Below are 23072 nucleotides of genomic sequence, written 5' to 3' on the forward strand. Positions count from 1 at the left end.
AGATCAGAGGTCGAAGACACCAGCCAGCACCTGGGCCACGCCGTCCTCGTCGTGACCGGGCGCCAGGTGGTCGGCGGCGGCGACGACGCTCGGATGGGCGTCCGCCATCGCGTACGACGTGCCCGCCCACGTCAGCATCGGGAGGTCGTTGGGCATGTCCCCGAACGCGATCACGTCCGCCGCGTCCACACCGAGGCCGGAGGCCACCTGCGCGAGCGTGGAGGCCTTCGTCACCTCGGGCGCACTGATCTCCAGCAGGGCGGTCGAGGACGACCAGGTGATCACCAGCCGGCCCTGCACGACGTCCTCCGCCAGGGCCCAGAACTCCTCCGGGTCGAGCTCCTCGTGCCGGGCGAGCAGCTTCAGCGCGGGGCGGTCGAAGAGCTCGGCGACCGGCGCACGGCGTACGCCCGGCGGCAGCGAGGCCCGCTCCATGAACTCGGGCTCCAGGTCGATGCCGTCCAGCGACTCGACCGCGAACGTCGTGCCGGGCACGGCGGCCCGGAGCTCCTCGGAGACCGCGATCGCGGTCGCGGCGTCCATGGTCCGGACCGTGCGGGGCTCGTGCCGGGCGACGTCCCAGACCAGCGCGCCGTTGGAGACGATCGCGAGGCCGTGGGACCCGACGTGCTCGAAGACCACCTCGGTCCAGCGCAGCGGGCGGCCGGTCACGAAGACGACCGGGACGCCGAGCGCCTCGACGGCGGCCAGCACGCCGGCGGTGTACGGCGAGACGGAGCCGTCGGTGCGGACCAGGGTCCCGTCGAGGTCGGTCGCGACCAGCTTGGGTCTCGAGACAGGCGCTGGCGCGCCTTCCTCAACCACCGAGGTTTCCGGGAAGCGGCCGGGCCATCACGAGCTCGCCGTCCTCGTTGGCGCCCCGGAGCTCGGTGAAGCCGCACTTCACGAGCACCCGGATGCTGGGCTTGTTGGTGGGCTCGACGCTGGCCCGGACGCGCACGCCGGCGGCGTCCGTCTCCGCCAGCAGAGCCTTGAGCGCCTCGGTCGCGAAGCCGTAGCCGTGGGCCTCGTCGACGAGCCCGTAGCCCACCTCGACCTCGGGCGTGCCGTCCGCCGCGTCCTCGGGCGGGCCGAAGAAGCCGATCGAGCCGAGCGCGGTCGCGCCGCGGATGATGTGCCGCGGTGCCCAGGGGTCGCCGCGGTGGTACATGCCGGCGGCGTCCTGGTCGTCCTGGCGCGGGTAGTCACGGTGCCACCCCTCGCGGCTGCGCCCGGCGCGGATGTCGGCCGCCTCGTCGGGGGTCCAGACGGGCAGGGTGAGCCGTTCGCTGGTGACGAGCTCGGGGAGGCTCACGGGAACCACCGCGACAGCTCGGTGGCCAGGCCGTCGTCGTAGACGCTGCCGGTCACGTCGTCGGCCGCGTCGAGGACGGGCTGGATCGCCTGCCCCATCGCGACCCCGCGACGCGCCCACTCGAACATCTCGAGGTCGTTGCGGCCGTCGCCGACCGCGAGGGCGTCGGCGGCGCTGAGGCCGAGCTCGCGGGCGACGTGCTCGAGACCCGAGGCCTTCGAGACGCCGACCGGCGCGAGGTCGAGCCAGGCGGTCCAGCCGACGACGTAGTTGGTGCCGTGCAGGCCGAGGTCCGCCGCCAGCGCGACGAACTCGTCGGCCGTCGAGTCGGGGTCGCGGATGATGACCCGGCTCACCTCGGCGGCGAGCAGGTCGGCGACCTCGGTGAGGATCATGTCGCCGGAGAGCTCGCCCTCCGGGAAGTGCGAGTTGACCCGGTAGCCGACCCCGCGCTCCTCGACCGCGACCAGGGCGCTCGGGTGCCGCTCCAGGATGGCCTCGACGGCGGGCCGGGCGTCGAACTTCTCCTCGTGCACGACCTCGAGCGGCGGGTAGCGGAAGACGACGGCTCCGTTGGACGCCACGATCCACAGCCGGCCGCGCTGCTCGTCGTACAGCTCGAGCATGTCGGCCACGCCGGTCATGCCGTGCGGCGAGCGACCACTGGCGAGGACGACGTGCGCGCCGGCGTCGAGAGCGCGGTGCACGGCGTCCTTGACCGCGGGCGAGATCTCCTCGTGGGTCATGCCGGCACCCTCGACCCACTTCAGGATCGTGCCGTCGATGTCGAGGGCGACCAGCGCGGGCCGCCAGGTGTCAGCCACCGATGGGCTCCAGGACCTCGCGCCCGAGCCACTTCTGAAGCGCCTTCGGGACCTTCACCGAGCCGTCGGCCTGCTGGTGCGTCTCGAGGATCGCGACGATGGTGCGGGTCGAGGCGCACAGCGTGCCGTTGAGCGTGGCCACCGGCTCGATGCCACCGTCGAACCGGCCGCGGATGTCGAGGCGCCGGGCCTGGAAGTCGAGGCAGTTGGAGGTCGACGTGAGCTCGCGGTACTTGCCCTGGGTGGGGATCCAGGCCTCGCAGTCGAACTTCCGCGTCGCGGACAGGCCGAGGTCGCCAGCCGCGGTGTCGATGACCTGGTAGGCGAGCTCGAGCTTGTCCAGGAACGCCTTCTCGATGCCGAGCAGGCGCTGGTGCTCGGCGTACGACTCCTCGATCGTCGTGTAGACGAACATCTCGACCTTGTCGAACCAGTGCACCCGGATGATGCCCTTGGTGTCCTTGCCGTGCGAGCCGGCCTCCTTGCGGAAACAGGGGCTGAACGCGGCGTACCGCAGCGGGAGCGCGGCGCCGTCGAGGATCTCGTCGGAGTGGTACGCCGCCATCGGGACCTCCGAGGTCCCGACGAGGTACATGTCCTGGCCCTCGATCCGGTAGACGTCGTCGGCGGCCTGGCCGAGGAAGCCGGTGCCCTCCATCGCCCGGGGCTTGACCATCGAGGGCGCGATCACCTGGGTGAAGCCGTGTTCGCGGGCCGTCTCGTTGGCGAGGTTGATCAGCGCGAACTCGAGCTCGGCGCCGACGCCGGTCAGGAAGTAGAAGCGCGAGCCCGACACCTTGGCGCCGCGCTCGATGTCGATGGCGCCGAGGATCTTGCCGAGCTCGATGTGGTCGCGCGGCTCGAAGTCGAACTCGACCGGCGTGCCGACCCGCTCGATCAGCCTGAAGTAGTCCTCGCCGCCCGCGGGCGCCTCGTCGGCGGCCAGCGCCGGGATGCTCAGCAGCGCCGCCTGCCACTCCTCCTCGGCGGCGTTCTGCGCGGCCTCGGCGGCCTTCACCTCGCCCGCCAGGGTCTTCGTCTGGGCGAGCAGCGCCTGCTTCTCGTCGCCCTGCGCCTGCGGGATCAGCTTGCCGAGCTGCTTCTGCTCGCCACGCTTGCCCTCGAACTCGAGGATCGCCTGCCGCCGGGCGGTGTCGGCCGCCAGCGCGCGGTCCACGACGTCGTCGGACAGACCCCGCTTGGCCTGGGCGGCACGGACACGGTCGGGGTCGTCTCGGAGGATGCGCGGGTCGATCATGCCGTCAGGCTATCGGGGGTGGCGCGGACCACGCGCGCGAGATAGCGGTCGCTGGGGATCAACCCGGCGACGGGCATACTTCGGGGCGTGCTCGACCGCCCCCGCGCCATCGTCCTGAGCTGGGCAGCGCTCTGCTTCGTGCTGCTCGGGCTGCTGACCCTCGCGGTCGTCGACGAGGCGGCGTGGCTGGTCGACCTCGACAACCGCGGTCAGTCGTCGCAGGAGTGGGCGACCGACGTCGCCTGGCTGCACGACGTGCTGCGCGTGGTCGAGATCGCGTTCGGCACGATCGCGATGACGGCGTACACGGTCGTGCTCGTCGCCCTGCTGCTGCGCCGCTACCACCGCGCGGCGTTCTTCACCGCGGGCGTGATGATCGTGACCCCGCTCCTGACGACGCTGCTGAAGCTGGTCGTCGACCGGGATCGGCCGTCGTGGCAGAACGCCGACGCGCTGCTCAGCAGCAACGCGTTCCCGTCGGGGCACGCATCCGCGGCGACCGCCCTCGGCGGCATCGTCGTCGTGCTGGTCTCGATGCTGGTGCGTCGCAAGAGCGTGCGCCGCCTCGCGTACGTCGGCGTGGTGGTCATGGTCGTCGTCGTGTGCCTCGACCGGGTGCTGCTCGGGCGTCACTACCCGTCCGACGTCGTCGGCGGCGTGCTGCTCGGCCTGGGCGTCGTGCTGCTCGGGATCGGCGTCTACAACCCGCTCCCCCGCAGCCACGCCGCCAGCGTGGAGCCGCTGCCCGAGGTGTTCGTCTCCGAGCGGCAGCTCGCCGTGGTGCTCAACCCGATCAAGGTCGAGGACGTCGACCAGTTCAAGGCGATCGTGACCGCGATGGCTGCGGAGACCGGCTGGTCGACGCCGTCGTGGCACTACACGACCGTCGAGGACCCGGGCACCGGGATGGCCGCCGCGGCCTCCGTGGGCGGCGCCGACCTGGTCCTCGTCTGCGGCGGTGACGGGACGGTGCGCGAGGTGTGCGCCGAGCTCGCCGGCACCGGGATCCCGGTCGGGATCATCCCGGCCGGCACCGGCAACCTGCTGGCCCGCAACCTCGACATCCCGCTCTACCTGCGGGCGGCGATCGACGTCGCGCTCACCGGCCAGGACCGGGCGATCGACCTGGTCGAGGTGTCCGGCGACGGCTTCGAGGACACGCACTTCATGGTGATGGCCGGCATGGGCTTCGACGCCGCGATCATGGAGGGCGTCAACGAGGACATCAAGAAGCGGGTCGGCTGGCTGGCCTACGTCCTCTCGGCCCTGAAGTCGCTGATGTTCCCCGCCGTACGCGTGGAGGTGTCCGTCGACGGCGGCGAGTTCACCAAGCACCGGGCGCGCACGATCGTCGTCGGCAACGTCGGCTTCCTCCAGGCCGGCATGCCGCTGCTCCCGGACGCGGCGATCGACGACGGCGTCCTGGACGTCGTGATGCTGCACCCGCGCAAGTTCCTGTCCTGGATCCCGCTCGCCTACCGCGTGCTCGCCCGCCGACCCCGCACCGACGAGCTCGTCAACCGGATGACCGGTCGCACCATCGTGATCCGCGCCGCCTCCGACACCCCGCGCCAGCTCGACGGCGACTCCATCGGCCCCGGCCGCGAGCTGCACCTCACCTGCGTGCACGGCCGGCTGCTGGTGCGGGTGCCGCGCTAGCTGTCGCGACACGCCGGTGCGGGTTTCACCGGCTGACCGCCAGAACCCGCACGACACGCCGTCGGCGCACGGCGCGTCGTGCGGGTCTTGGCGGCTGACCGGTGAAACCCGTCAGCGCGGCGTGAGCCAGAAGAGCGGCAGCTCGCGCTCGGTGCGTTCGGCGTACCTCGCGTAGTTGGGCCAGCCGGCGACGGCGACCGCCCACTTCTCGTCACGCTCGGGGCCGGAGAGCTCGCGGGCGTCGACGGCCATGGTCCGGCCCTTGTACGTCACCAGGGGCTCCTCGGCGACCCGCAGGTTCCCCGCCCAGGCGGGCGGGTCCTGGGCGCCCCAGTTGGAGCCGACGATCAGCCAGCCGTCGCCGTGCGGCACGGTCAGCAGCGGCGTCGAGCGCAGGATGCCGGTCTTGCGGCCGGGGACCTGCAGCACGAGCTCGTGGAGGCCGGTCGCCATCATGATGGTGACCCGCCCCCACGAGATCCGCTGGAGGAGCTTGTCGGTCCCGACGATCAGGCGCGAGTAGCGCGGCAGCCAGGGCTGGGCGCCGAGCTTGATCGCCATCCACCGCATCGGGTTCATGGCCGGACCCTAGCGGTCCTGTCAGGCCGGGGTCCCGACTTCCTCGGGAGCCTCGGGGGCCGCCTCCGGGGCGCCGTGCTGGACGAAGTCCTGCTGCCGGATCAGCACCAGGCAGAGCGCCCCCACGGCGAAGGCGGTGACCGCCGCGATCAGGCCGATGTGGTTGAGCGCGTCGACGAAGCTCGACGTCGCCGCGTCGGCCAGGGTCGGACGTACGGCGGGCGGTGCGGCCTCGATGACCCGCGCGACCTGGCCGCCGGTGACCGCATCGGCGATCTGGTCGGACCGCCCGGCCACCGGCGTCCCGGCCAACTTGTCCTGCAGGCCGGCCGCAACCTGGTGGCTGAAGATCGACCCCAGGGCGGCGATGCCGGTCGCGATGCCGACCTGGCGGAAGGTCGAGTTCACGCCGGACGCCATGCCGGCCCGGGCGGGCGCGACCACGCCGACGGCCGTCGAGACCAGCGGCGGGTTGATCATGCCGACGCCGACGCCGGACACGATGAGGCCGGGGACCAGGTGCGTCCAGCTCGATCCGGGATCGATGCCGATCACGAGCAGCAGCCCGACGCCGAGCACCAGGAAGCCGGGCCCGATGAGCCACTTCGTCGGCAGGTGGTCCATGAACCGGCCGGTCACCGCGGAGGCGACGAACGTGGCCGCCGAGAGGAAGAGCAGCCGGACGCCGGTCTCGACGGCCGAGTAGCCGAGGACGTTCTGGAGGTAGATCACGATGTAGGTGAGCAGCGAGAAGATCGAGGCCGAGACGCCGAACGCCGCGAGCAGACCGGCGGTGAAGGTCGGCTTCTTCAGCAGCGTCAGGTCGAACATCGGGTCCTTCTGGAGCAGCTGGCTGACCACGAAGGCGGCCAGCAGCACTGCGGAGGCCACCAGGCTGGCGACGACCGTGCTGTCCCCCCAGCCGTCCTTGCCGGCCTCGATCAGCCCGAACACGAGCAGCCCGAGGGCCGAGCTGAAGGTCGCGAAGCCGACCCAGTCCGGGCGACCGGCGTACGGGTTGCGCGACTCCTGGACCCGGGTCATCGAGATGAACATCGCGACCAGGCAGATCGGCAGGTTCACGAAGAAGATCCAGCGCCAGGACAGGCCGCTGGTCAGGATGCCGCCGAGCACCGGGCCGATCGCCACGGCGACGCCGGTCGTCGCGCCGAAGGCGCCGAAGGCGACACCACGGTCCTTGCCGGTGTACGTCGTGCCGAGGATCGCCAGCGAGGTCGCGAACATCGCGGCACCGCCGATGCCCTGTCCGGCCCGGGCGATCGCGAGGAACTCGATGCTCGGGGCGATGCCGCACAGCAGCGAGCCGATCGTGAAGAGCGCCGTGCCGATCACGAACACCTTGCGCCGGCCGTAGATGTCGGCGAGCGAGCCGGCGGTCAGCAGCAGGGCGGCCAGGCTGAGGGCGTAGGCGTCGATCACCCACTGCAGCCCTGAGAGCGAGGCGTCGAACTGGCTCTGGATGTCGGGAAGCGCGACGTTCACGATCGTCACGTCGAGCAGCAGCATGAACACGCCGGTGCAGACGGCGACCAGCGTCCACCAGCGGCCCGTGTCGGGTTCGGTCTCTGTCACGTGCTGGGTCATGTCCTCACCTGCTGATTCGTTCGGGGGTCAATCATCATCTACTTAACGATTACTCGCAGTACGATACGCTGGTTCGTGAATTCGTCAAGTGCCTAACGATCAGGGGATGGATCACATGGGGATGCCCGACGCCTCCGGCAGTCGCGAGCTGCTCCCTGCGCTGGCCGAGCACCCCGGCCACCTCTTCTGGCGCGCCGCCGCGCGGGTCAACGTCGCGCTCAGCGAGGCGCTCCCGCCGAACGTCGACGTGCACGCGTACGCCGCCCTGCTCGCGCTCGCGGGCGGAGCCGAGCGGTCCCAGCAGGCGATCGCGGAGTCGATCAGCATCAGCCGCACCACGATGGTCAAGGTGGCCGCCAGCCTGTCCGACCAGGGTCTCGTGACGCGCGTGCGCAACCCGAACGACCGACGCTCCTACGCCCTCGCCCGTACGCCGGAGGGCGCCGCCGCGGCGCGGCGCTGGCGCCGGCACATCGAGGACTTCGAGGACGCGATCACCGCCGGCTTCACGCTCGAGGAGCGCGAGGACCTGAGCCGGATGCTGGTGCGCATCGCCGGGCCCGAGCTCGCCCCCGACACCCCGGCACCCCTGCTCGACAGCCTCGGGTTCCTGATCACCCGGGTCCACTTCCGGCTGCACCGCGACTTCGCCGAGATCCTGGAGCCGGTCGGCATCGAGCCACGCCACGTCGGGTGCCTGACGGCGCTCGACGCCGCCGGGCCGATCCCGCAGGCCCAGCTCGCCCGCATCCTGGGGGTCAGCGGCGCGAGCGTCGTGCAGATGGTCGACGACCTCGAGCGCCGGGGCCTGGTCGAGCGCCGGCGCCTCGCGACCGACCGGCGCACCCAGGTGCTGCACCTGCTGCCCGAGGCCGCGGAGGTCGCCGTCGAGGCTCGTCGGCTCAGCGGCACCGTGCTCGCCGAGCGGCTCGCGCCGCTGAGCGCGGCCGATCGCCAGCGCCTGACCGGCTACCTGGTCCGGTTCGTCACCGCGCCCTGACGAGCGCCCGGTCAGGACCCCTGGGGACGGGCGTGGTCGACCGCCTCGAGCTCCTCGGGCGAGAGCTGCTGCTCGCACCGCCAGTCGCTGATGCTCTTGGCGTAGGTGCGCGCGTCGCTGCGCCCGTGGATCGAGGTCAGCACGACCCCGTTGCCGCCGTCGTCGAGCAGCGCCACCGACCACGAGAGGTGGCCGCCCATGTCGCCGAAGGCGTCGTAGCGCACCACCGCGAGGTGGCGCAGCGCGTCGCTGCCCTCGCGGCGCAGGGCCGCGACCTCCTGCCGCAGGCCGTGCACGTCCTCGGGCACGGCCTCCAGCCCGTCGTCCGGCCGGCGAGCGCCCCGCCGCAGGCCCTCCACCGCGACCAGCAGGGCGACGACGGCGACGACGAGCGCGACGATCTCCACCCCCTGAGGGTAGGTCTGCCCGCCGGACACGAGCCGTAGCGGCACGCGCCAACGTGGGACCATGACCGGCGTGACAGGACGCATCGCCTACCAGGGCGAACCCGGCGCCAACTCCCACCAGGTGTGCAACGAGCACTACCCCGACTGGGAGGCCGTGCCGTGCGCGTCCTTCGAGGACGTCTTCGCCGCAGTCGAGGGTGGCGACGCGGATCTCGCGATGATCCCGATCGACAACTCGATCGCCGGCCGGGTGGCCGACATCCACCACTTCCTGCCGAGCTCGAGCCTGCACATCGTCGCCGAGCACTTCCTGCGGATCCGGTTCTGCCTGATGGGCCTGCCCGGCACCTCGATCGACAAGATCCAGACGGTGCACAGCCACGTGCACGCGCTCGGCCAGTGCCGCAAGATCATCCGCGAGCACGGGTTCAAGGCGGTGATCTCCGGCGACACCGCCGGCGCCGCGCGCGAGGTGGCCGAGCTCGGCGATCCGACGATGGGCTCGATCTCGCCGCCGATGGCCGCCGGCATCTACGGCCTCGAGGTGCTCGCCGAGGACGTCGAGGACGAGGACCACAACACCACCCGCTTCGTCGTGCTCTCCCGCGACCTGGTCGAGGCGCCGCACGGCAACGGCCCGGTGGTCACCTCCTTCATCTTCAACGTCCGCAACCTGCCGGCCGCGCTGTACAAGGCGCTGGGCGGGTTCGCCACCAACGGCGTCAACATGACCAAGCTGGAGAGCTACATGGTCGACGGCTCCTTCGCCGGCGCGACGCAGTTCCTCGCCGAGGTCGACGGCCACCCGCACGACCTCGGCCTGCGACGCGCGCTCGAGGAGCTCGCGTTCTTCACGACCGACGTGAAGATCCTCGGCGTCTACCCGGCCGACGCCTTCCGCGACCAGGAGCGCTAGGACCCCGCCGCACCCATCAGGTTGAACATCGCACCCTGCGGGTCCGCCAGGAGCGCCATCCGGCCGACGCCCGGCACGTCGAACGCCGGCGCGACCACGGTGCCGCCGAGCTCGACGACCCGGGAGACGGTGTCGTCCACCGACTCGACGTTGAAGTAGACGTTCCAGTGCGGACGGACGCCCTCCATCATCGGCGGCATCGCCCCACCGACCTGGCGGCCCTCGACCATCAGGCAGGTGTAGTCCATGCCGCCGTCCATCGCCTGCTTCTCCCAGCCAACGCCGAGCACTTCGGTGTAGAACGCGGTCGCCGCGTCGAGGTCGGGCGAGATGAGCTCGTTCCAGATCGGGGTGCCGGGCTCGTTGGCGCGGACCGTGCCGATCGTGGCGCCGGCCTGCCAGAGGCTGACGAAGGCGCCGGACGGGTCCTTGACGACCGACATCCGGCCGAGGTCCATGACGTCGAACGGCGCTGCCTCGACCGTCCCGCCGGCCGCCTCGACCTTCGCCGTGACCGCGTCCACGTCGTCGACGGAGAGGTAGACGCCCCAGTAGGCCGGGTGGTCCTCCATCCCGGGCATCGGTCCGCTGATCCCGGCGACCGAGTCGCCCTCCTTGCCTACGGCGACGTAGTAGCCGGCGTCGCCCATCGGCACGTCCTCCAGCTCCCAGCCGAACAGCGGCCCGTAGAACTCCTTGGCCGCGGCCTGGTCGGGCGTCGTCAGCTCGACGTAGCTGGGCGTGCCCTGCGCGTACTTCTCCATCTTCGGCATCTCAGTGCTCCCTCATGTGTCTCGACCGACCCCACCCGCCAGACAACACCCGACCACCGACAGTGACAACGTCTCTCGGGTGAACGAGTAGGTTCACCCCGTGGACCAGCAGGACCCCCGGATCGCCGACCTCGGCTTCGCCCGCGTCGACGTCGACCGCGCAGCACGCACCGGCGACCCCGAGGTCGTGTACGGCGCCGGCAAGACCCCCGACCAGGTCGTGGCGATCCTGCGGGCGCTGCACGACAAGCACCCCGAGCGCGCGGTGCTCGCGACCCGCCTGGCACCCGAGGCCCTGGCCGCGGTCGGCGACGCGCTCCCCGAGGCGACCCTCGACCCCGTGGCCCGCGCGGTCACCCTCGGCCCGCTCCCGACCGCGCGGGGCACCGTCGCCGTCGTCAGCGCCGGCACGTCCGACGCCCCGGTCGCCGCCGAGGCCGCCCTCACCATCGCCGTGCACGGGGCCGGGGTCGAGCGCATCGACGACGTCGGCGTCGCCGGCCTGCACCGCCTGCTCGCCGTCCGCGACCGGCTGGCCGCGGCCGACTGCCTGGTCGTCGTCGCCGGCATGGAGGGCGCGCTGCCCTCGGTGGTCGGCGGCCTGACCGGCGTACCGATGGTCGCCGTGCCCACCAGCGTCGGCTACGGCGCCTCGCTCGGCGGCGTCGCCGCCCTGCTCGCCATGCTCAACTCCTGTGCGCCCGGCGTGACCGTGGTCAACATCGACAACGGGTACGGCGCCGGCGTGCACGCAGCCCGCGTGGCCCGACAGTCCGCCCGGGATGACGGAGCACGATGACCGCGGTCTGGGTCGACGCGTCCTCCGGCGCCAGCGGCGACATGCTGCTCGGCGCCCTGGTCGGTGCCGGGGTGCCGGTCGAGGTCCTCCAGGAGGCGATCGACGCGGTGGCGCCCGAGCCGATCGCGCTCCGCGTCGAGGAGGTACGCCGCGGCGCCCTGGCGGCCACCCGCGTCCACGTCGACGTGGCCGAGTCCCACCACCACCGGACCTGGCGCGACGTCCGCTCGATGCTGGCCGGCGCCGAGTCGGCGCTGGCGGTCTTCGAGCGGCTCGCTGTCGCCGAGGGAGCCGTCCACGGCGTACCGGCCGACGACGTCCACTTCCACGAGGTCGGCGCGCTGGACGCGATCGCCGACGTCGTCGGGGTGTGCGCGGGCTTCGCCCACCTCGGCGCGACCAGCGTCACCGTCTCCCCCGTCGCGGTCGGCTCGGGCACCGTCCAGACCGCCCACGGCACGCTGCCGGTCCCACCACCCGCGGTCGCCGAGCTCCTGCGCGGCGTCCCGACGTACGCCGGGCCGGCGCCCATGGAGCTGTGCACGCCCACCGGGGCTGCGCTGCTGACCACCCTCGCCACGGCGTACGGCCCGCAGCCGCCGATGACCGTCGACACCATCGGGGTCGGCGCGGGCGGGCGGGATCCCGAGGGTCACGCGAACGTGCTCCGGCTCTTCGTCGACGGTGGTATCGAGGCTCGCTCCGCTCGCACCTCGACCGCCGAGGGGCCGCTGCTGCTGGAGTGCAACGTCGACGACCTCGACCCCCGGGTCTGGCCGGCCGTGATCGCCGCGCTGCTCGAGGTCGGGGCCTCGGACGCCTGGCTGACCCCGATCCTGATGAAGAAGGGCCGCCCGGCGCACACCCTCAGCGTCCTGGTCGACGCGGCACGCGCCGAGGACGTGCGCGCCACGATCTTCCGCCAGACCAGCACGATCGGGCTCCGCGAGCAGCCGCTGACCAAGCACGCCCTCGACCGTGAGATGGTGGCGGTGGAGGTCGGCGGACACACCGTGGCCGTCAAGCTGGCCCGGCACCACGGCGTCGTGGTCAACGCCCAGCCGGAGTACGACGACGTCGCACGCGCCGCCTCCGACCTCCAGCGCCCGGTGGCCGACGTGCTCGCCGAGGCGACCTCCCTCGCCAGGAAGTTCCGCTAAGTGGATCCCGTCGTCATCGGCCTGACCTTCCTCGCGATCTTCGTCGTCGAGCTGCCCGACAAGACGTTCCTCGCGACCCTGGTGCTCGCGACGAAGTACCGGCCGGTCCTGGTGTGGATCGGCGTCAGCCTGGCCTTCCTGGTGCAGACCCTGGTCGCGGTGCTGCTCGGCCATGCGGTGTCCTTCCTGCCCGAGGAGATCGTGCAGGCGGCCGCCGGGCTGATGTTCCTGGTCGGCGCCGTGATCCTGATCCGGGAGGGCCGCAGCCACCAGGAGGCGGCGGCCAGCGACGAGGAGGTCGACACCAAGGAGGCCACCGGCTACAAGGCCGTGCTCGCCAGCTTCCTCGTGCTCTTCGCCGCCGAGTGGGGCGACCTCTCCCAGCTGCTGACGATCTCCCTGGTCGCGAAGTACGAGGAGCCGGTCGCGGTCTTCATCGGCGCCCTGAGCGCGCTGCTGCTGGTCAGCGGCCTGGCGGTCGTCGCGGGCCGCCAGCTGCAGCGCTTCGTCAAGCTGCACGTGCTGCACTACATCGGCGCCGGGGTGTGCGTGGTGCTCGCCGCCATCACGGCGTACGAGCTGCTCTCCTAGGCGGTTCTCTAGGCTGGGCGCATGACCACTCACGGCGCCGACTCCGAGGTCGGCCGTCTCCAGACCGTCCTCCTCCACCGACCCGGCAACGAGCTCAAGCGGCTCACGCCGCGCAACAACGACCGGCTGCTCTTCGACGGGATCCCGTGGGTGGCGCGCGCGCAGGAGGAGCACGACGGCTTCGCGGAGGCGCTGCGCGGGCGCGGCGTCGAGGTGCTCTACCTGACCGACCTGCTGACCGAGACGCTGGAGAGCGACGCGGCCCGCAACCACGCGATCACCACCGCGCTGGCCGGGCTGCACCTCGGCGACACGCTGCGCGCCTACCTGGCGCGGTTCCTCTCCGAGGCATCGCCCGAGGAGCTCACCGGGTACCTGACCGCCGGCATCCGCAACGACGAGGTGCGGGGCGGGTTCGGCATCGTCACGTCGCTGCTGGCCCACGACGACTTCCTCATCGACCCGCTCCCCAACCTGCTCTTCACCCGCGACTCCTCGGTCTGGGTGCGCGACCGGGTCGCGGTCACCTCGCTGGCCATGCCCGCCCGCGCGCGGGAGACGCAGCTGACCGAGCTGATCTACACGCAGCACCCGCGCTTCGTCGGCACCCGCACGGTCCACGGCTGGCACCACGAGCACGTCGAGGGCGGCGACGTGCTGCTGCTGGCGCCCGGCGTGATCGCCGTCGGGGTCGGCGAGCGGACGACCCCGGCGGGCGTCGAGCGGTTCGCACGCCAGGCGTTCGACGTCGGGCTCGCGCACACCGTGCTCGCCGTACCCATCACGCAGGAACGCGCCACGATGCACCTCGACACCGTCTGCACGATGGTCGACGTCGACAAGATCGTGATGTACCCCAACGTCGCCGACTCCCTCACGGCGTACGCCGTCACGCCGACCGGCGACGGCACGCTCACCGTGGCCGACGCCGAGCCCTTCCTGGTGGCGGCGGCGAAGGCGATGGAGATCGACACGCTGCACCAGATCGACACCGGCCTCGACCCGGTCACCGCCGAGCGCGAGCAGTGGGACGACGGCAACAACACGCTGGCGATCGCGCCCCGCGTGGCGGTGGCCTACGAGCGCAACGTGGAGACCAACGCCCGGCTCGAGGAGGCCGGCATCGAGGTGGTCCGCATCGCCGGGTCCGAGCTCGGCTCGGGTCGGGGCGGTCCGCGGTGCATGAGCTGCCCGGTGACGCGGGAGCCGCTCCCGGTCGACTGAGGGCGGTCAACGGCCCGGGACGTGAAAGACCCGGTCGTTGTCGACGGGGGAGGCGACAACGACCGGGCAGCGCGACACTACGTCCCCGACGCGTTCACGGACAAACTGCACGCGCCGAAGTGACGTGAACAACGTGCAAGGTTCAGGTCACCGCAGCGTGACCTGGCGGTTGGCGAGCCCGGACCGGGCCGCGCGCTCCTCGGAGGACAGGTCGGAGTCGTCGGCCAGCGCCGCGGCGAGGTCGGCGGCGAACCGCTCGGCGGGCTCCTCCAGGGCCTCCGGGCCGGTCCCGACGGGGAGGTCCCAGACCGGGGCGAGCAGGCCGTGGGCGCGGAACATGCCGACGAAGCGCGAGTCCTCCACGAGGACGTCCTTGCCCGCGGCGTGCAACCGGGCGAGCGCGTCGAGCAGCGTGTCCTCGGGCTCCGGCATCACCCAGCGCAGGTGCTCCTTGGGGCCGACGTTGGTCCAGTACGCGCTCTCGACGCTGGTCAGCCGGGCGGTCGGGTTGGCGGCCGAGTTGGCCTGCTCGAGCGCGGCCTCGGCGGCGGCGCGGTCGGACTCCGGGACGTCGGCGACCCAGAAGCCGAACCCGTCGTGGACGGTCACGGCCAGCGTGTCGTCGGTGATCAGGTCCTGCAGCCGCGGGCCCTCTCCGGGCGGGTCGGTCAGGCCGACCACGCCGGGCTCGGCGGTCAGCGCGAGCTCGAGGACGGCGCCCAGGTCGCGGGCGGGGTCGCCGAAGTTGTGCTGCACCTGCAGCCCCAGCCAGATCTCGCCGTTGTCGCGCACCATCGCGGGCGCCGCCATCGGCAGCAGCGTGCAGAGCCGGACCACCCGGTCGGCGTCGCTCTTCAGGGTCAGCGGGGCGGTCGCCGCGGGCACCAGCTCGCGCAGGGCCACGACGTCGCACTCCGACGGCATCCCCTCGAAGGGACGGCCGACGTACACCGACGCCGCGCCGCCCGGGGCGCCGTGGCAGGCCTTGTAGCGCTTGCCCGAGCCGCAGGGGCAGGGCTGGCGGGGGCCGACCTCGCCGGCGGCGGGCGGCTTGGGCTTCGTGCGGGACTTCTTGGCCATGCAGAGGAACCTATCCGGCGGCGCTCTCCCGCTCGTCGAGCAGGTCGAGGACGTACGCCGGCCGGTCGGTGATGACCGCCTTCACGCCGAGCTCGAGGCACAGGTCGAGCTGGGTCTCGCTGTTGACCGTCCACACGTGCAGGTCGTGCCCCGCGCGGGCAATGCGGCGGCCCAGCCGGGGGTGCTCGGTCAGCTCCTTGATGCCCGGGCCGACGATCCAGTCCCGGCCGATCATCCGGCGCAGCATCGACCAGTTGCGGGAGTGCTCGATCAGCATCACGAGGGGTACGTCGGGGGCGAGCCGCTCCACGCGCTGGAGCGCGGTCCACGAGAAGCTCATCACCCGCGCGGGCGAGCCGGGGCGGTCCCAGCCGAGGTGGCGGAGCTGGTCGACGAGCCGTCGCTCGACGAGCCCGCCGTACCGGGTCGGGTGCTTGGTCTCGATCGCCACCTCGACGCGGCGGTCGTAGTCGGCGACGGTCTCCAGCAGGGTGCGCAGCGTGAGGACCTTGTCGAGCCGGTCGTCCGGGTCGGGCGCCTCGTCGTCGAGGTCGGCCCAGGGGTGCTTCCAGGAGTGGAAGTCGAGCTGGTCGAGCTCCGAGAGCTCGGTGTTGGAGATGACCGCGCGCGAGCTCGCCGTACGCCGCAGGTCACGGTCGTGCACGCACACCAGGTGGCCGTCGGCGGTGAGCCGGACGTCGCACTCGAGGGCCTCGGCGCCCGCGTCGAGGGCGGCGACGTACGCCCGCAGGGTGTGCTCGGCGTTGTCGTGGCTGGCGCCACGGTGCGCGACGACCTGGGGTCTCACGACTCCTATCGTGCTACTCCTCGGTGACGATGCCGGCCTCGACCCGCCAGCGACGATCGACGGAGACGTTGTCGAGCAGCCGGCGGTCGTGCGAGACGAGCAGCAGTGCGCCGTCGTACGACGCCAGCGCCTCCTCGAGCTGCTCGATCGCGGGCAGGTCGAGGTGGTTGGTCGGCTCGTCGAGCACCAGCAGGTTGACCCCGCGGCCCTGCAGCAGGGCGAGCGCCGCCCGGGTCCGCTCCCCCGGCGAGAGCCGACCGACGAGGCTGGCGACCTGGTCGGCCTTGAGCCCGAACTTCGCGAGCAGGGTGCGTACGTCGGCGGGCGACGTGTCGGGCAGCGCGGCCTCCATCGCGGCGCCGAGCGTCGCGTCCTCGGCGAGCCCGGTGCGGGCCTGGTCGATCTCGCCGATCGCCACCGACGCACCCAGGCTGGCGGTCCCGGTGTCGGGCGCGGTGCGACCGAGGAGCAGGCCGAGCAGCGTGGTCTTGCCGGCGCCGTTGGGGCCGGTGATCCCGATCCGGTCGCGGGCGTCGACCTGGAGGGAGGCCGGGCCGAAGGTGAAGCCGCCGCGGTGCAGCGTCGCCGCGCTGAGCGTCGCGACGACCGCGCTCGAGCGGGGTGCGGCGCCGATGCTGAACTGCAGCACCCACTCCTTGCGCGGCTCCTCGACCTCGTCGAGCCGGGCGATCCGCGACTCCATCTGGCGCACCTTCTGCGCCTGCTTCTCGGACGACTCGCTCTGGGCCCGGCGCCGGATCTTGTCGTTGTCGGGGCTCTTCCTCATCGCGTTGCGGACGCCCTGCGAGCTCCACTCCCGCTGCGTGCGCGCCCGGGCGACGAGGTCGGCCTTCTTGTCCGCGAACTCCTCGTACGCCGCGCGGGCGTGCCGGCGTGCCACCGCTCGCTCCTCGAGGAAGGAGTCGTAGCCGCCGTCGTACACCGTCACCTGGTGCTGGGCGAGGTCGAGCTCGACGATCCGGGTGACGCAGCGGGCCAGGAACTCGCGGTCGTGGGAGACGAGGACGACGCCGCTGCGCAGCCCGCGCACGAACGTCTCCAGCCGCTCGAGGCCGGCCAGGTCGAGGTCGTTGGTGGGCTCGTCGAGCAGCACGACGTCGAAGCGGCTGAGCAGCAGGGCGGCGAGCGCGGCCCGGGCGGCCTGGCCGCCGGACAGGCTGGTCATCAGGGCGTCCGCGCCGACGTCGAGGCCGAGGTCGGCGAGCATCGGCGGGATCCGCTCGTCGAGGTCGGCGGCGCCGCTGGCCATCCAGCGGTCGAAGGCCGCGGCGTACTCGTCGTCGACGCCCGGCCGGTCGGAGCCGAGCGCCTCGGCGGCCGCCTCCATCGTCGTCGTCGCACCGGTGGCGCCGGTGCGGCGGGCGACGTACGCCGCGACGGTCTCGCCGGGGACCCGCTCGTGCTCCTGCGGGAGCCACCCGACGAAGGCGTCGGCGGGTGCGGTGCTCACGGTGCCGCCGTGCGGGTCCAGGTCGCCGGCGAGGAGGCGCAGCAGGGTGGACTTGCCGGCGCCGTTGGCACCGACCACGCCGACGACGTCGCCCGGTGCGACCGTCAGGTCGAGGCCCTCGAAGAGCGTGCGGTGGCCGTGGCCGCCGGCGAGGTCCTTGGCGACGAGGGTGGCACTCACCGCGACCTCAGGAACTTGCCGAAGTGGGGGACGGTGAAGGCGACGCTCCCCCGCTCGCCGGAGTAGACGAGGCCCTTCTTGATCAGGCCGTCGCGCGCCGGGGAGAGCGACTGCGGCTTGCGCGCCAGGTGCGCCGCCACGTCGGCGGTCGGGATCGGGCCGTCGACGGTGCCGTCGCCGCGGTCGACGCCGAGGTCGGCCATCGCGGTCATGTAGTCGCGCTCGGCCGGGGTGGCGCGGTCGTAGCGGGCGCCGAAGAAGCCGACGGCCAGCTCGGCCTCGGCCTCCGGCGCTGCGGCGCGTACGTCGGCGGCGCGGATCGGCGAGCCGACGGCGGCGTCCCAGGTGACCTTGCCGTAGGCCTGCACGAAGTAGGGGTAGCCGTCGGTGAGCCGGTAGAGCTCGTCGAGGGCGTCGTCCTCGAAGTCGACGTCCTCCTCCGCCGCCGGGACGCGCCAGGCGCGGTCCGCCATCTCGCGCGGCAGCCGGTCGACGGAGGCGTAGCGGAAGAGGCGCTCGGCGTACGACTTGGACGCGGCGAGCGCGACCGGGAGGTGCGGGAGGCCGGCGCCGACGACGATCAGCGGCGCGCCCTGCTGGCTGATCTCGTGGCAGGCGCCGCAGAGCGCCGCGAGCTCCGGGGTGGCGACGTCCTGCATCTCGTCGACGAAGAGCCCGACCCCGACCCCCAGGTCGCCGGCGAGCGTGGCGACGTCCGTGAACAGCTCGACCAGGTCGAGCTCGAGGTCCCCCGAGTCGGCGCGGCCCTTGGCGGCGACGACGTCGGTGGGCGGCGTCCACCTCAGCCCCTTGCGGTCGTCGAGGCTGGTGCGCAGCGCGAAGCTCTTCAGCACGCCGGCCACCTCGTCGACCCGGTCGGGGTCGCGGTGCCGGTGGGCCACCTCGCGGACCGCGGCGTGCACCGCCTGGGCGACCGGGATCCGGATGCTCTGGTCGGGACGGGCCTCGATCTTGCCGGTCCCCCACGCCCGTCGTACCGCCTGGCCGCGCAGCGCGTTGAGCAGCACGGTCTTGCCGACCCCGCGCAGCCCCGACAGCACCATGCTCCGCTCGGGGCGGCCCGCCGCCACCCGCTCGAGGGTCACCTCGAACTGCTGGAGCTCGCGGTCGCGGCCCGCCAGCTCGGGCGGTCGCTGTCCCGCGCCGGGCGCGTACGGGTTCCGGATCGGGTCCACGCTCGCACGGTATCCGGCTGTCTAGCGGATTCCGTAGACAACGCGCCGGGCGGCGGGCGCCGTCTGCTGTAACGCCGGGTTACCCACTCTTCCCACCGTGCTGCAACACCCTGGAAAGAGTCAGTAACCCGGCGTTACAAGCGGATCGGGGGTCAGGCGGACTCGGAGCCGACCACGCCGAGCCGGTCACGGGCGCCCTCGTAGGAGCGGACCAGCCCGGAGCGCAGCATCTCGATCAGCGCGGGGACCTCGTCGATGGCGAGCCGGAACGAGCCGGCGCAGACGTTCTCGCGCCACAGGGACAGCACGACGAGCCCGGACTCCTCGTGCCACGAGACGCGGAGCGCGCGGTCGCCACCTCGGGCGTCGAGGAAGATCGACCCCGTCTCCGGCAGCGGTCGTACGGCGGGCACCCCTCCATCATGCGCCTGACCAGCAAGGACTGTCACCGCTTCTGCCTAGAATCGACGCGTGCCCGAGCTGCCCGAGGTCGAAGCCCTGGCCCTCGATCTGGGGAGCCGGCTGGACGGTCACGCGATCGCGAAGATCCACGTCGCGGCGTTCAGCGCCCTCAAGACCTTCGACCCGCCGCTCTCGGCGCTCGAGGGCACGATGGTCGACACCGTCACCCGGCACGGCAAGTTCCTCGACATCGAGGCGTCCGGCCTGCACCTCATCCTCCACCTCGCCCGCGCGGGCTGGGTGCGCTGGCGCGACGAGGTCCCGACGATCCCGCCGAAGCCGAGCACCAAGTCGACCCTCGCCGTCCGCGTGGTCCTCGACGACCAGTCCGGCCTCGACATCACCGAGGCGGGCACCCGAAAGAGCCTCGCGATGTACGTCGTGCGCCAACCGCTCGACGTCCCCGGCATCGCCAGCCTCGGACCCGACCCGCTCACCGACGACTTCACCATCGAGCGACTCGCGGAGATCCTCGAGCGCGAGGGGCGCAAGCAGCTCAAGGGCGTGCTGCGCCACCAGGGCACGATCGCGGGCATCGGCAACGCCTACTCCGACGAGATCCTGCACGCCGCGAAGATGTCGCCCTTCAAGCCCGCGAGCGGGCTGACGGACGCCGAGCTCACGACGCTGTACGACGCCATCCGCACCACCCTGGGCGATGCCGTCGACCGCTCCCGCGGCCTGCACGCCAGCGAGCTGAAGGGCGAGAAGAAGACCAACCTCGCCGTGCACGGCAAGGCGGGCCAGAAGTGCCCGGTCTGCGGCGACACCGTGCTGTCGGTGTCCTTCGCCGACTCCAGCCTGCAGTACTGCCCCACCTGCCAGACCGGCGGCAAGCCGCTCGCCGACCGGCGGATGAGCAAGCTGCTGAAGTAGCTCAGCCCAGCCGAGCGATCAGCTGCCGCGCCCGTGCCCCGAGCACCTCCGTGGACAGGCCGTATCGCTGCTCCAGGACCCGGTCGACCCGCTTCGGGTCGTAGGCGGCCCGCGCCCGGTGCAGGGCACGCACCAGCCGGGCCGGCTCGCCACGCCCGTGCGCGTCCGCGAGGTAGGCCATGGCCGCCCAGGCGACCGCGTAGTTGCCGGAGCGCGCAGCCCAGTCGCCGGCGTAGAAGTCGTCGGTCGGCAGGCCGGTGCCGCCGGTGCTGCTCCCGGGTGGCACCAGGTCCACGTCCGGCACCCGGGGGCCGCCGGCCCGGCCGGACGCGTAGTACTCCGCCACTCCCTCGGTCGCCCAGACCGGCGCGAACGGGTGCCGGGCGAGCAGCACGTGCACGAACTCGTGCCGCATCAGCTGCGGGAGGTACGCCGACCGGCCGCTCTCGAGCATGGAGGGGTTGACCAGCACCCGGAAGTCGACCTGGTCCGAGCCCGCACGCACCGGTATCTCGACGCCGCCGGTCAGCTCGAGGCTCTGGTAGTAGAACCCGTTGGCCTTCATCGCCCGGTCGGTGGTGAACGCCAGCACGACCACCCCGACGTCGTCGGGCCGCGGGTCCTGCGACGCGAGGATCCGGCGCTCGTCGCGCCAGGCGTCGGCCGCCGTGTCGAGGATGCGGCGGCGCTCGTCGTCATCGGTCTCGTCGGTCACCAGGAGCACGTCGTCGCGGTGCTCGATCACGGCGTCGGGGGCGTCCCAGGGCGCCAGCACGACCTGCAGGTCGTCCGGCTCGTCCGCGTCGACGAGCCAGCAGCCGCCGTGACGCTCGAAGGTGACACGGTGACCCACGGCCACCGGCTTCTCGTCGATGCCGGCGAGCTGCACCTTCTGGTTGACGTACGCCGTCAGGGAGTCCGTCGCCGACGCCCGGGTGACGCCGAGCGTCAGCTCGAGGGTGTGCTCCGGCAGCTGCTGGATCCGGTCGAACCGGGCCCGCTGCTCATCGACACCTCGCGGGTCGGCGTCGCGCCAGGAGGTCGCGAGGAACGCCTCGAGGTCGCCGTCCCGGACGGCAGCGGTCCGTCGTTCGAGCACCGACGCAGCGGCCTTCCGGGCGTCGTCCCCGCCCACGCACGCCGCTCCTGTCACCGTCGAGTCGTCCGTGCACGCCGCCTGCGTCGCGAGCAGGACGCCGAGCAGGGCGACGACGGGACGGGCGCGCAATCGGACCTCTGTGTGGTCGGGACGGGCTGCGGAGCCTAGTGTCGGATGTCCGGCGCTGCAGCGATACCCAGGAGAGTCACCCGATGAGCCAGATCCCGACCGTCTCCATGGACGGCGTCCCCGACCCGCTGCCGGAGGGCCTGACCGTCCTCGACGTCCGGGAGCACGTCGAGTGGGAGCACGGGCACATCGACGGCGCGCTGCACATCCCGATGCACGAGGTCCCCGAGCGGCTGGCCGAGGTCGGCGATGGCCAGACGCTGGTGGTCTGCAAGATCGGCGGCCGCTCCGGCCAGGTCGTGGCGTGGCTCCAGCAGCAGGGCTACGACGCCGTCAACCTCGACGGCGGCATGCTCGACTGGGCGGCGGCCGGCCGGCCGATGGTCAGCGAGACCGGCCGACCGCCCCAGGTCGTCTGAAGGGTCGTCTGAGACCGACGCGTCAGGAGGCGCCGTCCGACGGCACGGCCGGGATCGACGGGCTCGGGCAGTTCTTCGTGGTCCAGTCGCCGAAGGCCTCGGCCGCCTTGTTGTCCTCGGCCGACACGTCGTCGCCGAGGTTCTGGAGGTCCTCGGCGGTCGCGTCGTCGTCGACGCTCTTGAAGGTCTTGATCACGACCTCGAACCCGTTGCGCGCGTCGTCGGTCATCTCGCTCGGCGTCCCGTAGTCCTCCATCTCGGCCGCCCAGTCCTTGATGCCCTTGATGGCCTTGGACGGGTCGTCCGAGCTGGCGCCGGTCAGGTTGTCGTAGAGCCCGTTGAACTTCTCGCAGAAACCGTCCTTGCTGGCGCCCTTCGGAGCGTCCTTCGCGGAGTCACCGCCGTCGCTGCCACCGCAACCGGTCAGCCCGGCTCCCACGGCGCTCAGCACGAATGCGATCCCGGCGATCTTCACAGCAGTCTTCATGGGGTCGTCTCCCTCGTCGTGGCTCGGTCGTGGTCCCTCGGTCGTTGTGCACCGGGGCTCACCCTTCCCCCCTGAGGTCCGGTTCACGCACGTGCAGTGCCCGGGCGAGACGACGCAGGTACTCGGCGCGCGGGATCTCGACCACCCCGAGCGACGCCAGGTGCGGCGTCACCCACTGCACGTCGAGCAGCCGCTCGCTCGGGTACGTCGCCCGCAGCCGCTCGACGAGAGCCACCAGCGCGACCTTCGAGGCGTCCCGCTCGCGGTGGAACATCGACTCCCCCGCGAAGAGTCCGCCGATGCCCACGCCGTACAGCCCGCCCACGAGCCGGCCGCCCTGCCAGGCCTCGACGGAGTGCGCCCAGCCCAGCTCGTGCAGGCGCAGGTACGCCGCCTGGATGTCGCCGTCGATCCACCCCTGCGGGCGGGCCGGGTCGGCGCACGCCTCGACCACCTCGGCGAACGCCGTGTCGACGCGGATCTCGTACTCCCGGCAGGAGCGCCGCAGCGACTTCGAGACCACCAGGCCGTCGAGCGGGAGGACCCCGCGACGCACCGGGCAGAACCAGTACGTGGGCACCCCGCGGGTGCCCGACGGCATCGGGAAGAGCCCGCGTCGGTACGCCGCCAGCAGCGTTCCCGGCGCCAGGTCCGCCCCGATGCCGACCAGGTCGTCGTCGGGGTCGAAGCCCGCGGGATCGCCGAACGTCCAGCGCGACGGCGGAGGCTCGACGGGTCTCACGTGCTCGACCGTA

Annotated in this window: 25 protein-coding genes; 9 read left to right on the forward strand and 16 right to left on the reverse strand. The window is 72.3% G+C overall.

Annotation, left to right across the window (positions count from 1 at the left end; translation table 11 throughout):
- Nucleotides 1-3: 3 nt before the first annotated feature.
- Genes ASC77_RS15570 through serS form a run of 4 tightly spaced genes read right to left on the reverse strand, consistent with a single transcriptional unit; the run spans nucleotide 4 to nucleotide 3397 of the window.
- On the reverse strand, nucleotides 4-825 hold the full coding sequence (locus ASC77_RS15570; RefSeq protein WP_056154844.1) for an HAD family hydrolase: 822 nt from the start codon (nucleotides 823-825) through the stop codon (nucleotides 4-6).
- Entirely contained in the window at nucleotides 818-1315 is a 498-nt protein-coding gene (locus tag ASC77_RS15575) for a GNAT family N-acetyltransferase (protein WP_235547709.1), read from the reverse strand. Before ASC77_RS15575 ends, ASC77_RS15570 begins: the two co-directional genes overlap by 8 nt.
- Nucleotides 1312-2139, reverse strand: a complete 828-nt coding sequence (locus ASC77_RS15580; RefSeq protein ID WP_056154851.1) for an HAD family hydrolase — start codon at nucleotides 2137-2139, stop codon at nucleotides 1312-1314. The genes ASC77_RS15575 and ASC77_RS15580 overlap by 4 nt, the downstream gene beginning before the upstream one ends.
- Entirely contained in the window at nucleotides 2132-3397 is a 1266-nt protein-coding gene (serS, locus tag ASC77_RS15585; protein ID WP_056154853.1) for a serine--tRNA ligase, read from the reverse strand. Before serS ends, ASC77_RS15580 begins: the two co-directional genes overlap by 8 nt.
- A gap of 87 nt (nucleotides 3398-3484) precedes the next feature.
- Between serS and ASC77_RS15590 the strand changes: the two genes are divergently transcribed.
- The gene (locus ASC77_RS15590) at nucleotides 3485-5056 is read left to right on the forward strand and encodes a diacylglycerol kinase family protein (RefSeq protein ID WP_056154855.1); all 1572 of its coding nucleotides are present in this window, start codon (nucleotides 3485-3487) and stop codon (nucleotides 5054-5056) included.
- Between the two features lie 111 nt (nucleotides 5057-5167).
- Here ASC77_RS15590 and ASC77_RS15595 read toward each other — a convergent pair whose 3' ends face one another.
- The gene (locus tag ASC77_RS15595; RefSeq protein WP_056154859.1) at nucleotides 5168-5635 is read right to left on the reverse strand and encodes a nitroreductase family deazaflavin-dependent oxidoreductase; all 468 of its coding nucleotides are present in this window, start codon (nucleotides 5633-5635) and stop codon (nucleotides 5168-5170) included.
- A 21-nt stretch (nucleotides 5636-5656) separates the two neighbouring features.
- Nucleotides 5657-7240 (reverse strand): MFS transporter, encoded by a 1584-nt coding sequence (locus ASC77_RS15600; protein ID WP_056154862.1) that lies wholly within the window; start codon nucleotides 7238-7240, stop codon nucleotides 5657-5659.
- Nucleotides 7241-7346: 106 nt separating this feature from the next.
- Between ASC77_RS15600 and ASC77_RS15605 the strand changes: the two genes are divergently transcribed.
- Entirely contained in the window at nucleotides 7347-8240 is an 894-nt protein-coding gene (locus ASC77_RS15605) for a MarR family winged helix-turn-helix transcriptional regulator (RefSeq protein ID WP_082574803.1), read from the forward strand.
- 11 nt (nucleotides 8241-8251) lie between these two features.
- Here the strand turns inward: ASC77_RS15605 and ASC77_RS15610 are convergent, their stop codons facing one another.
- Nucleotides 8252-8647 (reverse strand): DUF4446 family protein, encoded by a 396-nt coding sequence (locus ASC77_RS15610; RefSeq protein ID WP_056156507.1) that lies wholly within the window; start codon nucleotides 8645-8647, stop codon nucleotides 8252-8254.
- Nucleotides 8648-8717: 70 nt separating this feature from the next.
- On the opposite strand from ASC77_RS15610, the gene ASC77_RS15615 reads away from it, so the two are divergent.
- Entirely contained in the window at nucleotides 8718-9563 is an 846-nt protein-coding gene (locus ASC77_RS15615) for a prephenate dehydratase (protein ID WP_056156509.1), read from the forward strand.
- On the opposite strand, the gene ASC77_RS15620 is transcribed toward ASC77_RS15615, so the two are convergent.
- Nucleotides 9560-10336 (reverse strand): VOC family protein, encoded by a 777-nt coding sequence (locus ASC77_RS15620; RefSeq protein WP_056154870.1) that lies wholly within the window; start codon nucleotides 10334-10336, stop codon nucleotides 9560-9562. The genes ASC77_RS15615 and ASC77_RS15620 overlap by 4 nt on opposite strands.
- Before the next feature lie 100 nt (nucleotides 10337-10436).
- On the opposite strand from ASC77_RS15620, the gene larB reads away from it, so the two are divergent.
- The 4 genes from larB to ASC77_RS15640 are packed head-to-tail and all read left to right on the forward strand — an operon-like array spanning nucleotide 10437 to nucleotide 14110.
- A complete protein-coding gene (gene larB / locus ASC77_RS15625) occupies nucleotides 10437-11135 on the forward strand; it encodes a nickel pincer cofactor biosynthesis protein LarB (protein WP_056154872.1) in 699 nt (232 codons plus the stop codon).
- Nucleotides 11132-12295 carry a nickel pincer cofactor biosynthesis protein LarC gene (gene larC, locus ASC77_RS15630; RefSeq protein ID WP_056154876.1) on the forward strand — a complete coding sequence of 388 codons (1164 nt, stop codon included), beginning with the start codon at nucleotides 11132-11134 and terminating at the stop codon, nucleotides 12293-12295. Before larB ends, larC begins: the two co-directional genes overlap by 4 nt.
- On the forward strand, nucleotides 12296-12886 hold the full coding sequence (locus ASC77_RS15635; RefSeq protein WP_056154878.1) for a TMEM165/GDT1 family protein: 591 nt from the start codon (nucleotides 12296-12298) through the stop codon (nucleotides 12884-12886).
- 21 nt (nucleotides 12887-12907) lie between these two features.
- A complete protein-coding gene (locus ASC77_RS15640) occupies nucleotides 12908-14110 on the forward strand; it encodes an arginine deiminase (protein ID WP_056154881.1) in 1203 nt (400 codons plus the stop codon).
- Between the two features lie 147 nt (nucleotides 14111-14257).
- On the opposite strand, the gene ASC77_RS15645 is transcribed toward ASC77_RS15640, so the two are convergent.
- The 5 genes from ASC77_RS15645 to ASC77_RS15665 form a co-directional block, all read right to left on the reverse strand.
- The gene (locus ASC77_RS15645; protein ID WP_056154884.1) at nucleotides 14258-15190 is read right to left on the reverse strand and encodes a DUF5926 family protein; all 933 of its coding nucleotides are present in this window, start codon (nucleotides 15188-15190) and stop codon (nucleotides 14258-14260) included.
- Between the two features lie 10 nt (nucleotides 15191-15200).
- Nucleotides 15201-15998 (reverse strand): glycerophosphodiester phosphodiesterase family protein, encoded by a 798-nt coding sequence (locus ASC77_RS15650; protein WP_082574807.1) that lies wholly within the window; start codon nucleotides 15996-15998, stop codon nucleotides 15201-15203.
- A gap of 13 nt (nucleotides 15999-16011) precedes the next feature.
- Nucleotides 16012-17649, reverse strand: coding sequence for an ABC-F family ATP-binding cassette domain-containing protein (locus ASC77_RS15655; protein WP_056154887.1), 1638 nt, complete (start codon nucleotides 17647-17649; stop codon nucleotides 16012-16014).
- On the reverse strand, nucleotides 17646-18845 hold the full coding sequence (locus tag ASC77_RS15660; RefSeq protein ID WP_056154889.1) for an ATP-binding protein: 1200 nt from the start codon (nucleotides 18843-18845) through the stop codon (nucleotides 17646-17648). Before ASC77_RS15660 ends, ASC77_RS15655 begins: the two co-directional genes overlap by 4 nt.
- Before the next feature lie 152 nt (nucleotides 18846-18997).
- Entirely contained in the window at nucleotides 18998-19258 is a 261-nt protein-coding gene (locus tag ASC77_RS15665) for a hypothetical protein (RefSeq protein WP_056154892.1), read from the reverse strand.
- A 58-nt stretch (nucleotides 19259-19316) separates the two neighbouring features.
- Between ASC77_RS15665 and ASC77_RS15670 the strand changes: the two genes are divergently transcribed.
- Nucleotides 19317-20183, forward strand: coding sequence for an Fpg/Nei family DNA glycosylase (locus ASC77_RS15670; protein ID WP_056154897.1), 867 nt, complete (start codon nucleotides 19317-19319; stop codon nucleotides 20181-20183).
- A gap of 1 nt (nucleotide 20184) precedes the next feature.
- Here the strand turns inward: ASC77_RS15670 and ASC77_RS15675 are convergent, their stop codons facing one another.
- Entirely contained in the window at nucleotides 20185-21411 is a 1227-nt protein-coding gene (locus ASC77_RS15675; RefSeq protein WP_056154899.1) for a hypothetical protein, read from the reverse strand.
- An 83-nt stretch (nucleotides 21412-21494) separates the two neighbouring features.
- Here ASC77_RS15675 and ASC77_RS15680 point away from each other — a divergent pair, with 83 nt between their 5' ends.
- Nucleotides 21495-21830, forward strand: a complete 336-nt coding sequence (locus ASC77_RS15680; RefSeq protein WP_056154901.1) for a rhodanese-like domain-containing protein — start codon at nucleotides 21495-21497, stop codon at nucleotides 21828-21830.
- Nucleotides 21831-21852: 22 nt separating this feature from the next.
- Here the strand turns inward: ASC77_RS15680 and ASC77_RS15685 are convergent, their stop codons facing one another.
- Nucleotides 21853-22317: a hypothetical protein gene (locus ASC77_RS15685; protein WP_156391125.1), complete on the reverse strand. Its 465-nt coding sequence runs from the start codon at nucleotides 22315-22317 to the stop codon at nucleotides 21853-21855.
- A 58-nt stretch (nucleotides 22318-22375) separates the two neighbouring features.
- Complete coding sequence (gene aat / locus ASC77_RS15690) at nucleotides 22376-23059, reverse strand: leucyl/phenylalanyl-tRNA--protein transferase (RefSeq protein WP_056154905.1); 684 nt, start codon at nucleotides 23057-23059, stop codon at nucleotides 22376-22378.
- Nucleotides 23060-23072: the final 13 nt, after the last annotated feature.

Origin of the sequence: Nocardioides sp. Root1257 (assembly GCF_001425175.1) — a bacterium.
Taxonomy (GTDB): domain Bacteria; phylum Actinomycetota; class Actinomycetes; order Propionibacteriales; family Nocardioidaceae; genus Nocardioides.

Excerpts from the sequence above, each read along its gene's own strand:
- serS (WP_056154853.1), bottom strand. The coding sequence starts at position 3,397 with ATGATCGACCCGCGCATCCTCCGAGACGACCCCGACCGTGTCCGTGCC.
- ASC77_RS15595 (WP_056154859.1), bottom strand. The coding sequence starts at position 5,635 with ATGAACCCGATGCGGTGGATGGCGATCAAGCTCGGCGCCCAGCCCTGG.
- ASC77_RS15600 (WP_056154862.1), bottom strand. The coding sequence starts at position 7,240 with ATGACCCAGCACGTGACAGAGACCGAACCCGACACGGGCCGCTGGTGG.
- ASC77_RS15605 (WP_082574803.1), top strand. The coding sequence starts at position 7,347 with ATGGATCACATGGGGATGCCCGACGCCTCCGGCAGTCGCGAGCTGCTC.
- ASC77_RS15620 (WP_056154870.1), bottom strand. The coding sequence starts at position 10,336 with ATGCCGAAGATGGAGAAGTACGCGCAGGGCACGCCCAGCTACGTCGAG.
- larC (WP_056154876.1), top strand. The coding sequence starts at position 11,132 with ATGACCGCGGTCTGGGTCGACGCGTCCTCCGGCGCCAGCGGCGACATG.
- ASC77_RS15640 (WP_056154881.1), top strand. The coding sequence starts at position 12,908 with ATGACCACTCACGGCGCCGACTCCGAGGTCGGCCGTCTCCAGACCGTC.
- ASC77_RS15645 (WP_056154884.1), bottom strand. The coding sequence starts at position 15,190 with ATGGCCAAGAAGTCCCGCACGAAGCCCAAGCCGCCCGCCGCCGGCGAG.
- ASC77_RS15680 (WP_056154901.1), top strand. The coding sequence starts at position 21,495 with ATGAGCCAGATCCCGACCGTCTCCATGGACGGCGTCCCCGACCCGCTG.
- ASC77_RS15685 (WP_156391125.1), bottom strand. The coding sequence starts at position 22,317 with ATGAAGACTGCTGTGAAGATCGCCGGGATCGCATTCGTGCTGAGCGCC.